We start from the raw sequence: 12,348 nt of genomic DNA on the forward strand, positions 1-12,348 counted from the left end.
ACGGGGCATGGCGACATGCCCCTCATTCCCGGTAGCAATATGAACGAGAACCCGACAATGACCACAAATGTGACCCGCATCGCAGCCCTCATCATGGCAACTCTGGCGGCTGGCCCCCTGTCTGCCGCCACCTCGCCCCTGATATTCAATGACACGACACCGCAAAGCGATCTGACCGGCAGTCTGGCTGCCAGCGTGCAGTTTGCCCAGAGCCAGATCCTGCCGTCCCATCCCCAAGAGGGGGATCGCCAACCCATCCTGACCAGCCTGCGCAAGAGCCTGCTGCTGGTGAAACCGCTCCAGGCCGATGGGGTGACCCCCATAACTGTGGAGGCCCGTGACGGCAGCGGCAAGCTGCTGGGCACCCTGACCTTGTCGCCGCCATCGGCGCTGCCAGAGACTGTCTACCACCTCGCGGGGGCTCCCGAAGGCGGAGTGAGTTTCATCCCGGAGAGCGGCACCACTGCCATCATCAGCAGCAGTGCTGATTTGGCCAAACTGAGCGACAAGAGCGGCGCCTTCCTCAAGGATCGGCTGACCGGGCGTGCGCTGGTGGAGATCCAGACCGCCGACGGCCGCTGGGTTCGGGATATTTACCTGCCCGTGAGCCCGGAGCTGGAGGGCAAGATGGTGCGGGTCCGCTCCAGCGCCGGTTATAACTCGACGGCCTTCTATGGCGAGCGACAGGTGACCGTCTCCCGTGGCCAGACCCTGCAGTTCAAGTTTGCCAATGGGCAGTGGTTCCGCGAGGGGGAGCTGGAGAACAACCGCATCACCTATGCAGCGGATACCTGGAGCGGCGAGCTGCCTGCCGAGTGGATCCAGCCCGGACTGAACCTCTCCGTTCGTCAGGGCAATCTCAGTGGTGAACTGCGTGACATCAAGGTCGGCGCCCCCGGCGAGCTGCTGCTGCACACCATCGACATCGGCATGCTCACCACACCACGGGATCGCTTTGCCTTTGCCAATGACATGGAGGCCCATCGTGAATACTTCCAGACCATCCCGGCCAGCCGGTTGATCGTCAGTCAGTATGCACCGCTCTCCCTGCCTGAGGTGATGTTGCCCAATGGCACCCTGCTGACCGATTTTGACCCGAGCGAGGGGGGTTGGCATGGCGGCACCATGCGCCAGCGCATCGGCAAGGAGCTTATCTCCCACGGCATCGACAATGCCAACTACGGCATCAACAGCAGCGCCGGTGAAGGGGAGGGAAGCCATCCCTTTGTGGTGGCCCAGCTGACGGCGCACAACAGCCGCGGCAAATATGCCAATGGGGTTCAGGTGCACGGTGGCTCCGGCGGCGGTGGTATCGTTACGCTGGATGATTCGCTGGGCAACGAGTTCAGCCACGAAGTAGGCCATAACCTTGGCCTTGGCCACTATGTGGATGGTTTCCGCGGCTCGGTTCATCGCAGTGCCGATCAGCTCAACTCCAGCTGGGGATGGGACAGTGACAAACACCGTTTCATCCCCAACTTCTCGCCGACCCGCACCAATGAGGATGCCTGTCTGGATGGCCAGTGCCAGCCACCGTTCGATGGCCGCAAGTTTGGGCACGATGCGATGGCGGGCGGCCGCCCTCTCTCCGGCGCCAACCGTTTCACCCTCTATACCCCCAATTCGGCCGCCATCATCCAGCGTTTTCTGGAGAGCAAGGCGGTGTTCGATGCCAACTCGGCCACCGGCTTTAGCAAGTGGAGCAGTGCGACGGCCATGATGGAGCCCTATCAGCACACAATCGAGGGGATCGAGAAGGTCGATGCCCCCATGGATGCCCTGAGCGAGGCCGGACTGAGTGCCCTGCTGGCGGATTACGGCTTGGTCAGGGTCGCCATGTGGGATGGTCGCTGGACCCGTGATATCCGGGTGCCGATTGCCTCTGCGGACAACCGTGGGCGCAGTCTGACCATCGATCACGGGGCCGGTTACAACAGTCGTCTCTTTATCAACGGCAAGGAAATTGTGGTGAACCGGGGCTTCAAGAAGAGCTTCACCTCGGATGGCCAGAGCTGGGTGGAGGTCTCCCCCATCGATACCAAGGTTGCGCGCAAGCCCGAGCAGTTCGGCGTGCCGGTGACCACCCTGGTGGGCTATTACGACCCGCAGGGGAGTCTGCCCAGTTACATCTATCCGGCGCTGCATGGCGCCTACGGTTTCACCTATCCGGATGACAGCAACACCCTGTCCGGCAATGACTGCCAGTTGCAGGTAGAGACCCGCGATGGTCTACAGCGCTTCAGGCTGGCCAATCACAGAGCGGCCAGCAGCGTCATGAACAAGTTCCACATCAACCTGCCCACCGCCAGCGAGCCCGGTCGCGCCGCTATCCAGTGCCGTGGCCAGACGCTGGTACAACAGAGCTTGTTGCCACCGCAGCAGACCCTCTCCTTTACCGTCAACGGGCGGCCGCTGGAGCAGGGCGTGGTTGAGAACCAGCCTCCGGTAGTGACCGTACCGGCGCAGCTCGGCGGCATCGGCGGTGAGCGGCTGACCATCACCGCCGAGGCGAGGGATCCCGAGGGCGACGCGCTCAGCTACCGCTGGCACTTTCCGGCGGGCTGGCAGGCGGAAGGCGAGACCAGCGCCAACCTGCGTCTGCTGCCGCCGGCAGTCACCACCAGCGAGCAGCATGAGCTGAGTGTGAGCGTCTCGGACGGGGTACACCAGAGCGAAGGGCGCGTCGTGCTGACGCTGGAGCCCGTGGTCGACGGCTCTTGCAACACCACAGATCCGGAAGCGGCCAGCTTTCCCGCATGGCAGGCCAGCAAGGTCTACAACGGCGGCGACAAGGTGAGCCACAACCAGCTGGTATGGCGTGCCAAATACTGGACTCAGGGCAATGAACCGAGCCGCGCCGCCGATCAGTGGGCGCTGGCGAGTCAGGTTGAGCTGGGCTGGAGCACGACCGTTGCCTACAACGGCGGTGAGCTGACCAACCACAACGGCCGTCGGTGGCAGGCCAAGTGGTGGACTCAAGGCAATGAGCCGGGCAAGCACGATGTCTGGCTGGATGTCGGGGCGGCAAGCTGCCCCTAGGTTGAGTCCATGATGAAGATGGCGGAGCCTGTTCAGGCGGGTTCTGCCTTTTGCCACAAAACCATAGAGAGCAACAATAATGAAAAAAAACCGCATCACCCTTCTGCTTGCCGGCATGATGCTGAGCGGCCACCTGTGGGCGGCCGAGGCATACGACATCAACAAATCCTATCCGGGCGGCAGCCAGGTCAATTACAACGGCCAGGTTTTCGAGGCCAAGTGGTGGGTCAACCCGGGTCAGACTCCCGGAATGGCGGCCGCCAATGAGTGGGATACCCCGTGGAAGCTTGTCGGCGAAGGGGAAGTGACCCCGCCGGACACTGGCGGCGATGACAAGCCCAATCCGCCGACGCCAACCCCGCCGGATGGCAGCACCACCCCCGTCTATATAAGCCAGGCCGAGCTGGATGCCAAAGAGAAGGCGCTGACCGACTTCCCGGCGATGGAAGCGGTCAAGGCCTCCATCGCTACCCGGGACAATCTGGTGGTCGAGGCGGTGCAGCCGGGTCGTGCCGACAACCCGGGCAACGTCAAGCGGGTCGAAAGCCTGCTGAGCGAGGGTCAGTTCAACTACCTGTTCCCGCTGCGCGCCCCCGAGTACACCTATCGCGGCCTGTTGCAGGCGGCGGCCAAGTTCCCGGCCCTGTGCAGCGACTACAGCGACGGCCGCGATGCTGACGCCATCTGCCGCAAGACTCTGGCGACCATGTTCGCTCACTTCGCTCAAGAGACCGGCGGCCATGAAAACTGGCGCCCGGAAGCCGAGTGGCGTCAGGCGCTGGTCTACGTGCGCGAGATGGGATGGAATGAGACCATGCGCGGCGGTTACAACGCCGAGTGCCGTCCCGATGTGTGGCAGGGTCAGCAGTGGCCGTGCGGTACGTTCGACAATGGCGAGTTCAAGAGCTACTTTGGCCGCGGTGCCAAGCAGCTCTCCTACAACTACAACTATGGCCCCTTCTCCGAGGCGATGTTCGGCACGGTGCGCACCCTGCTCGACCGCCCCGATCTGGTGGCCGACACCTGGCTGAACCTCGCCAGTGCGGTGTTCTTCTATACCTATCCGCAGCCGCCCAAGCCTTCCATGCTCCATGTCATCGATGGCACCTGGCAGCCGAATGACCATGACAAGCAGAACGGTCTGGTGCCGGGCTTCGGGGTCACTACCCAGATCATCAACGGCGGGGTGGAGTGCGGCGGTCCGGTCGAGCACGCCCAGTCCCAGAATCGCATCAACTACTACCGCGAGTTTGCCAACTACCTCGGGGTGGCGGTGCCATCCGACGAGGTGCTGGGTTGCAAGAACATGAAGGTGTTTGATGACAATGGCGCCGGTGCCTTGCCCATCTATTGGGAGCAGGACTGGAGCTATGTGGCAGAGAACCCCAACGGCGGCAAGAGTTACGCTTGCAAGCTGGTGGGCTACCAGACCCGCTTCAGCGCCTTCAAGGAGGGGGATTACAGCCGCTGCGTTCAGCACTTCTATCCGGAGGTGGTGATCGAGGATAACGGCGGTGGCACCAACCTGCCACCGGTGGCCAATATCACCGGCCCGGCACAGGCCGAAGGCGGCAGCAAGGTGACCCTCTCTGGCCAGCACTCTAGCGATCCGGAAGGCAAGCCGCTCTCCTATGCCTGGACTATCCCGGCTGGAGCCTCTGCCCCGGCACTGGATCAGGTCACTCTGGAGTTGACTCTGCCCACGCCGGCCAGCGATACCAAACTGGATATCAAACTGACGGTCACAGATGAAGGTAATCTGAGCCGCAGCACCACCCATAGCCTGCTGGTGAAAGGGGAGGAGGGGGGCGTAACGCCGCCTGACTATCCGGTCTATAAAGAGGGGACTCCCTACAAGGCGGGCGAGCGGGTCAGCAACGGCGGTGCCAGCTACGAGTGCAAACCGCACCCCTACACCGGCTGGTGTGCAGGTGCTGCCTGGGCTTATGAGCCAGGCAAGGGTACGGCCTGGGCCGATGCCTGGATCAAGCTCTGAGCCGTTTCAGGGTTACAAGGCTTACCGATTAGCCAGCGCACTATCCAGTGCAATGACAATCCGGAGCAATAAAAGATGGGGCCTGCGGGCCCCATTCTTGTTTGGTGGAGTTCAGGTTTGGCCGTGGAACATCTGGCCCGGACAGGACAGCGCCTCGAAAGGGCTGTGTGATGATGTGTGTTGTTTTTTTATTACATTTTCCATGAAAGGCTTTCAGCAATTACTTGCCGTAGCGGAAGTAGTATTCACGGGTGGAGGGGGCATAGGCATCTTTCTCTACAACGCCGTTCTTGGTGGTTGCACCGCGCAGGTGGAACAGGACTGCCAGATTCTCAAACATGGTTTACCTCATCGCTCTGTCATTTATGGTTATGGTGTGTGACCTGGGTCACGGTTTGATCCTATGGTCATTTGTGAGCTAGATCAACTTCCTGTGTTGTAAATTTACATAAATCATGGAAAGGGTTTTCAAATGCAATGCCCTTTATGGAAATGCTTTCCCGAGGTGACGGGGGAGAAGCTGATGATCAGCCAGCAAAAGAAGCTTGAGAGCGGGGGCGTTGCACGGGGAAAGAGGCTTGCTGCACGGCCTCTCCTGTATAGGTGCTTGAGCCGATTTGTGACATAAAACAGAGAGATAGCACGCGCCTTGCTGGTAAAAACAGCGAACTGCTGCAATTTTGACTAAACGAATCAGTCGCGGTTATTTTAGGGTTGACAGCAAAGCGGGTGATGCCTATCATGCGCCTCCGTTGCCGGAGATAACTTCGTCAGCGCCGAGGTGAGTTGGGGTTATAGCTCAGCTGGGAGAGCGCTTGCATGGCATGCAAGAGGTCCGCGGTTCGATCCCGCGTAGCTCCACCAAATTCTCCTCGAACAATCTGGAATCAAAGGGGTTATAGCTCAGCTGGGAGAGCGCTTGCATGGCATGCAAGAGGTCCGCGGTTCGATCCCGCGTAGCTCCACCAGATTCTTGATTGACATGAAGTACCCAGGGCAGTGTGGTGTGTATCACCCAGGCCGACCTTTGTGGGGTTATAGCTCAGCTGGGAGAGCGCTTGCATGGCATGCAAGAGGTCCGCGGTTCGATCCCGCGTAGCTCCACCATTATTTAGGATGAATGGCCGCCAGAACCATTCATTCAGTACCGAATTTGGGGTTATAGCTCAGCTGGGAGAGCGCTTGCATGGCATGCAAGAGGTCCGCGGTTCGATCCCGCGTAGCTCCACCAAATTCAGAGTGACTGCCGGTCATTCACACAAATTGGGGTTATAGCTCAGCTGGGAGAGCGCTTGCATGGCATGCAAGAGGTCCGCGGTTCGATCCCGCGTAGCTCCACCAAATTCTTGTTACAAGAAGCAAAAAGGCCACCGCATCGCGGTGGCCTTTTTGTTTTCTCCATCATTTATTTTCTCCATACGTCCGCGCCTTTCATTTGTACATCCAATGACCTGAATGAAAAAGCCCGCGAGACTCGCGGGCTTTGCTTGCACTATTCAGATGCGCTTGTGATTAACGGCGACGTCGCCAGGCCAGTGGCAACAGTGCCAGCAGGCCGAGTCCCAGTGCACCACCGCCTGAGGAGGTGTCCGGTTTGGTGGCATCGCTCTCCAGTCTCAGGTCGACGATGATGGGATCATGGTCGGAGGCACTGAAGGGGTTGTCAGACTTGAGCAGGGCGCCGGTGTACTGGCTGCCGTATTCGAACAGGGAGCTCTCGAAGGAGTTGATGTGCCAGTCGGCGACACCTGCCACCTTGCTGGCCAGCGCCGGGTTGGCGAGGGCATAGTCCAGGGTGCCCAGCTCCCCGTCGTAGCTGTAGGAGATGGCTTTCTCCTTGTTGAATTTGACGTTGAGATCGAGCAGGCCGTAGCTGCGAGTCACTTCGCGACCGAGCTGTTCATAGGACTGATCACCGATAAAGGTGTGAGAGGCCGATACGATCTTCCGCTCGCTAGTGGCAGGGTTGTAGTCGGTCAGCACCCGGATCGGATCTTCCTTGGCGTAGGAGTTGAAGTCGCCTACCAGCAACACCTGGCCCGGCAGTTTACTGACCGCCTCACCCAGCACCTTGGCGGCAGAGACCCGGAACTCGGTGCACTTGCCTTGCAGGTCGGCCGGTTCTGTCTTGCCATCGCCATTTTCGTAGCAGCCTGACCCCTTGGATTTGAGATGGTTGACAACCAGTGTCAGCGGCTCCTTGCTCTTGGCGAGGGTGAAGGTCTGAACCAGCGAGTCGCGCTGACCGGCTGTCTTGGCCACACCACCAGTGGTGTAGCGCTGCTCCGGCAGCTTGATGACGCTGGCATCTCCGCTGGGGGTGAGCAGGGCAGGACGGTAGAGCATCGCCACCATGATGGCGTCGCCGCCGAAGAACTTGCCATCGGTAAGGGCAGTGACCGGCAGACGCACATAGGCGTAGTGTTTGCTCGCATCCTTCTGCTGTTCGTTGAGGCGGGTCACCAGATTGTGGAGGGCCGAGTTATCCTCGAAGCCGTTGTTCTCCATCTCCATCAGGCCGAGCAGATCGGCATCCATTGCGGTAATGGCATTGACGATCTTGGTGCGCTGTTTCTCGAACTCGGGCTGGCTCTTGGCACCCCGGTTGCAACCTTTGGCGTTGTCGGCATCCGCCTGATCCTTGCACAGGATATTGAGTGCGCCGCCAATGCTGGAGTGGCTGGTGAAGTAGTTGAGCACGTTGAAGCTGCCGATCCGCAGATCGCTGCCAGCGAGGCGAGCCGGCGCGTCTTGACGATCCTCTTCAGGGCTGCGCAGCAGGGCGCCGGCAGTCAGGGTGACATCGCTCGGTACCACCAGACGGAAGGCATCCTTGTTGTAGACGATCACTCCCTCCAATCCATTTAGCTGATCACCAATGCGCAGATATCCCTGATCGGCATCCCAGCTTGGGAACCAGGGCAGTACGCCATCCGGTGCTTTGTAATCAGACTCAACTACCAGACGGTTGCTGCCATTTTTGGTGGCCAGCGCGACAGCGTCCGCACTGTTGGCAACATGAAGTTGGGTCGGTTTGATCAGCGGGGTTTTGTGGGCCAACTCTACGTTGTTGCGATAGACCTTGTAGTCGAAGCCGTAGTTGCGGGTCAGGTGCAGGTCACTGCTGCTGTCGAGACGTACCCGCATCCCTTCGTGGCGATTGAGCGCTTGCGCCAGTGTCTCCCCTTCATTGACCTGCAATACGCTGGTCGGCACATTCAGCCCTTGTGCGGTGACTTGCAGGCGGGCTTTGCTGGATTCGAAGGTGGGTTTGAGCTGGGTGCCGCCGTAATACTCCTCGACCTTGGCTTCGAGGCAGAGTTCAGCCCCCGGTTTGACGTCTTTATATTTGGTCGCGAAGTCCTTGTCGTTCAGATAGACAAAGATGCCATCAGAGGTGGCCGGATTGCCATCGCCCACCGGGTCAGTCAGATAGAAACCCTTGGTCAGACTTTGGCCAAGCGTCGTCACGATACCGCGAACGTTGAAGGTGCCCGGGCTGATTTTGCCGGTCACCTTGCCGTTATTGTCGGTCACGGTCTGGGTGGCCAGCGCGCTGGCGGAGCCTGTGCCCTGAATGGTCGGGATGGGGGTGAGTTGAGCCGGATCGGACGGGCAGACAAATGCCGCATGGGCGCCTGAGGATGCAAGTGCCAGCCCCACGGCCAGCGACAGCAGGGTACGAGTACCTTTCATAGGTGTTCCTTTTTTATTTTTGCCAGTGATTCCATAGCCTTGGCTCGTTGACCAAGGGCGCGCATTGTCACATTTCTGGCATGTCATACCAGTGAGCCAACGCACATTAAATGAATCTGGGAAGGTGCGGGAAAGCGTTTTTATGATCCCAATAACGATATGATTTTTTTGATAATTCAATCAATTTTAACCCTGTGATCATGACGCTTTCGTGGCAGGGGATAATTCTCTTTGAGAATAAAGATTGAGGGGATCTTGTCGCCTTCCTATACTGGGTTCGTTCCTCACGGAACCCAGGTAAAGGGCAAACCGGCAGTGATGCCGGGGCGCAATGCTTCCGGTCTCGATCGTGGATCCAGATAGCGGGGTTTCCCTGGGTGAGGGGTGGTTTTTGTGGCAGGTCCATTGCCAGTTGTCTGCGCCCATCATGCAGGTTGCGATTGTTCTTTGCCTTGGTGACCAATGCCAAGACAAAACAAGGAAGATAACAATATGCAACAGCTCTTCAGACCCAGCAGGCTTGCCATGCTGGTCGCCCTTGCGGCTGCGCCCGCCTGGGCTCAGGCCGCTTATCCCGCCTATAAATCCGGTACTGCCTACAAGGCTGGCGATATCGTCAGCAACGTCGGTGCCCTCTACGAGTGCAAAGAATTTCCCTATTCAGGCTGGTGCGGGGCATCCCCCTATCACTATGAGCCGGGGGTAGGTGTAGTCTGGGCCGATGCCTGGAAGCCCTATGGTGGCGAGGTGCCTCCTCCTGCACTCGGTGTGGCAGTCAGCTCACCGGCTGCCGGTTCCAGCTTCAACGAAGGAGCCAGCGTGGCGCTGGCAGTGACCCTGAGTGGCCCGGTAACGGCCTTGGCCAAGGTGGAATATCTTGTCGACGGCAAGCTGGTCGCCACGGCGAGCGCCTCGCCCTGGAGTGCCAGCTGGAGCGCCGCCGGAGTGGGAGGCCATACCCTCAAAGCTCGCGCGCTGGATAAAGATGGCAAAGTGCTGAGCGAGGCGGATTCGAGCTTCAACGTCGCCGCCGTGGTGGCGCCAGAGGCGCCCAAGGCGAGCATCAGCAGCCCGGCCAATGGAGCCAAGGTGACCCTGGGTCGCAGTGTGGCGGTGAGCGGCAACGTCACAGATGCCAACAACGATGTGGCCAAAGTCGAACTCTATGTCGACGGCAAGAAGGTGGGCGAAGATACCACTGCCCCCTGGCAGGTGAACTGGACGCCGGATGCCAAAGGGAGTGCCGCCCTCAAGCTGGTGGCCACTGACAAGACCAACCTGAGCGGCGAGTCGGCGGCGGTGACCGTCAATGTCGAGGAGGCCGCGCTGCCGCCCACCGGTGGCAACCTCTCTTGCGACATTCGCCAGATCTATCGTCCGGATGGTTACGAGTGCATGGGGGATGACCATGCCCGCCGGGTCATCGGCTACTTCACATCCTGGCGCACCGGCAAGAACGGCCTGCCCGCCTATCTGGTGAGCGATATTCCATGGAACAAGATCACCCACATCAACTACGCCTTCGCGGCGGTGGATGAGCAGAGCCACACCATCAAGGTGGATGACTCGGCGACCAAGATGACCTGGGATGGCGTGCCGGGTGCCGAGATGGATCCTGAATTCGCCTACAAGGGCCACTTCAACCTGCTGTCGAAGTACAAGAAGCAGTATCCGGACGTGAAGACCCTCATCTCGGTCGGCGGCTGGGCCGATACCCGCGGCTTCTACACCGCCACTACCAAGGGTGACTGCTCGGTCAATACTGCCGGTATCAACATCCTGGCTGACTCGGCGGTGAGTTTTATCCGCCAGTACGGTTTTGACGGGGTCGATATCGACTACGAATACCCCACCTCGATGAAGGATGCGGGCAATCCCAACGACTTCCCGCTCTCCAACCAGTGCCGGGCCAAGCTGTTTGCCAATTACGAGGTGCTGATGAAGACCTTGCGGGCGCGGCTCGACAACGCCGGTAACGAAGATGGCCGCAAGTATATGCTGACCATCGCCTCACCGGCTTCTGCTTATCTGCTGCGCGGGATGGAGAACTTCCAGGTCACCCAGTACCTCGATTACGTCAACCTGATGACCTATGACTTCCACGGTGCCTGGAACCACTTTGTCGGTCACAACGCTGCCCTGTTCGACAACAATGCCGACCCCGAGCTCTCCCATTGGGGCGTCTATACCCAGGCCCAGTTTGGCGGTATCGGTTACCTCAACGCCGCCTGGTCTGCCCACTACTTCCGCGGTGCGCTGGCGGCTGGCAAGATCAACGTCGGTGTGCCCTATTACACCCGCGGTTGGCAGGGGGTGAGCGGTGGCAGTCATGGGTTGGGTGGCAAGGCAGCCCTGCCGAGCCAGAACGAGTGCCAGCCGGGCACAGGTGGCAGCACCATTCCGTGCGGCAACGGGGCGGTCGGCATCGACAACATCTGGCATGATCTCGACAAGAACGGCAAAGAGATCGGCGGTGGCGCCGTGCCCATGTGGCATGCCAAGAACCTGGAGAATGCGGCCAGCCTCGGCATCACGACTCTGCCCAGCTACGGCACGGCCTGGGGTCTGGATCCCAACAATCCGGCTCACGTGATGCAAGGCAAGTATGTACGTTACTACGATGACAAGGCCCACGCGCCCTGGTTGTGGAATGAAGAGAAGAAGGTGTTCCTCTCAACCGAAGATGAAGAGTCCATGGGCCACAAGCTCGACTACATCATCAAGCGCGGTCTGGGTGGCGTGATGTTCTGGGAGATGGCGGGTGATTACGCCTTCGATCCGGCCAAGAACGAGTACGGCATGGGCAGTACCCTGACCACCCTGGCTTATGAGAAGTTTGCCAAGGCAACTCCGTACAACACCAAGCAAAACGATCTGGCCGCGCCGAGCGCCCAGCTCGATATCCAGGTCAGCCTCTCCGGCTTCAAGGAAGGGGACTCCAACTACCCGATCAACCCGAAACTCAAGCTGATCAACAAGTCGACCCAGACCATTCCGGGCGGCGCGCGCATCGAGTTTCTGGTGCCCACTTCCACCTCTGACACCATCACGGATCAGAGTGGCATGGGCCTGAAAGTGGTGGAGAGCGGTGGTAACGACAATTCGGAAGGCATTGCCAATGAGAAGGACTTCCACAAGGTCGCCATGAACCTGCCGGGCTGGCAGACCCTGGCACCGGGGGCCGAGATTGAAGTCGCCATGACCTACTACCTGCCCGCCGCTGGCGTGCCGAGCGGTATGCGCATCATCAGCGGCAGCCAGACCATTGGTCTCAAGGCCGAGTTCCCGACCCTGCCGGAGGCCATGCTGGGCTCGGGTGGCGGTGAGAATCCGGGCACCAGTTGCAGCAGCCAGAACGTCAATCCGGCAGCCTACAAGGCCTATCCGAGCTGGCCACAGGGGGATCATGCCAATGGCGGCGATCGCATCACCCATAACAAGGTAGTGTGGCAGGCGAACTGGTGGACCAGCAGCGAGCCCAAGGCAACCGATGGCAGCTGGAAGTCTGTCTGTAGCTATTGATTTTAAAATCAATGAGATAAGTGAGGCTTCGGCCTCACTTTTTTTGTCTGGTTGGTCGCTCTGGTTGAAAATGCGCCTGCCTTTCCTGGCGGGCA

General features: G+C 59.7%; 5 protein-coding genes, 5 tRNA genes and 1 riboswitch. Of the genes, 8 read left to right on the forward strand and 2 right to left on the reverse strand.

Going from position 1 to position 12,348, the window contains the following annotated elements; all coding sequences use genetic code 11:
• The first annotated feature begins 57 nt into the window (after nucleotides 1–57).
• Nucleotides 58–3,039, forward strand: a complete 2,982-nt coding sequence (locus tag ACTG20_RS06485) for a M66 family metalloprotease (protein ID WP_234915301.1) — start codon at nucleotides 58–60, stop codon at nucleotides 3,037–3,039.
• A gap of 79 nt (nucleotides 3,040–3,118) precedes the next feature.
• Nucleotides 3,119–5,035, forward strand: a complete 1,917-nt coding sequence (locus ACTG20_RS06490) for a glycoside hydrolase family 19 protein (protein WP_194495514.1) — start codon at nucleotides 3,119–3,121, stop codon at nucleotides 5,033–5,035.
• A 527-nt stretch (nucleotides 5,036–5,562) separates the two neighbouring features.
• On the opposite strand, the gene ACTG20_RS06495 is transcribed toward ACTG20_RS06490, so the two are convergent.
• Nucleotides 5,563–5,778: a hypothetical protein gene (locus tag ACTG20_RS06495; protein WP_194495513.1), complete on the reverse strand. Its 216-nt coding sequence runs from the start codon at nucleotides 5,776–5,778 to the stop codon at nucleotides 5,563–5,565.
• A gap of 45 nt (nucleotides 5,779–5,823) precedes the next feature.
• Here ACTG20_RS06495 and ACTG20_RS06500 point away from each other — a divergent pair.
• The 5 genes from ACTG20_RS06500 to ACTG20_RS06520 all read left to right on the forward strand — a co-directional run bounded on the left by ACTG20_RS06500 (nucleotide 5,824) and on the right by ACTG20_RS06520 (nucleotide 6,376).
• A tRNA-Ala gene (locus ACTG20_RS06500) sits at nucleotides 5,824–5,899 on the forward strand.
• A 28-nt stretch (nucleotides 5,900–5,927) separates the two neighbouring features.
• Nucleotides 5,928–6,003: transfer RNA gene (locus ACTG20_RS06505), tRNA-Ala, on the forward strand.
• Between the two features lie 63 nt (nucleotides 6,004–6,066).
• Nucleotides 6,067–6,142, forward strand: a tRNA-Ala gene (locus ACTG20_RS06510).
• 48 nt (nucleotides 6,143–6,190) lie between these two features.
• A tRNA-Ala gene (locus tag ACTG20_RS06515) sits at nucleotides 6,191–6,266 on the forward strand.
• A 34-nt stretch (nucleotides 6,267–6,300) separates the two neighbouring features.
• A tRNA-Ala gene (locus ACTG20_RS06520) sits at nucleotides 6,301–6,376 on the forward strand.
• A 171-nt stretch (nucleotides 6,377–6,547) separates the two neighbouring features.
• Here ACTG20_RS06520 and ACTG20_RS06525 read toward each other — a convergent pair.
• Complete coding sequence (locus ACTG20_RS06525; protein ID WP_194495512.1) at nucleotides 6,548–8,731, reverse strand: ExeM/NucH family extracellular endonuclease; 2,184 nt, start codon at nucleotides 8,729–8,731, stop codon at nucleotides 6,548–6,550.
• A 293-nt stretch (nucleotides 8,732–9,024) separates the two neighbouring features.
• Nucleotides 9,025–9,107, forward strand: a riboswitch (cyclic di-GMP riboswitch).
• A 116-nt stretch (nucleotides 9,108–9,223) separates the two neighbouring features.
• Between ACTG20_RS06525 and ACTG20_RS06530 the strand changes: the two genes are divergently transcribed.
• Nucleotides 9,224–12,253, forward strand: coding sequence for a glycosyl hydrolase family 18 protein (locus ACTG20_RS06530; RefSeq protein ID WP_439987518.1), 3,030 nt, complete (start codon nucleotides 9,224–9,226; stop codon nucleotides 12,251–12,253).
• The last annotated feature ends 95 nt before the right edge of the window (nucleotides 12,254–12,348 follow it).

The sequence above is a fragment of the Aeromonas sp. 84A genome (assembly GCF_051919345.1).
GTDB lineage: Bacteria > Pseudomonadota > Gammaproteobacteria > Enterobacterales > Aeromonadaceae > Aeromonas > Aeromonas veronii.

Coding starts and splice junctions, on each gene's coding strand:
- ACTG20_RS06485 (WP_234915301.1), top strand. CDS start 58: ATGACCACAAATGTGACCCGCATCGCAGCCCTCATCATGGCAACTCTG.
- ACTG20_RS06490 (WP_194495514.1), top strand. CDS start 3,119: ATGAAAAAAAACCGCATCACCCTTCTGCTTGCCGGCATGATGCTGAGC.
- ACTG20_RS06495 (WP_194495513.1), bottom strand. CDS start 5,778: ATGATAGGCATCACCCGCTTTGCTGTCAACCCTAAAATAACCGCGACT.
- ACTG20_RS06525 (WP_194495512.1), bottom strand. CDS start 8,731: ATGAAAGGTACTCGTACCCTGCTGTCGCTGGCCGTGGGGCTGGCACTT.
- ACTG20_RS06530 (WP_439987518.1), top strand. CDS start 9,224: ATGCAACAGCTCTTCAGACCCAGCAGGCTTGCCATGCTGGTCGCCCTT.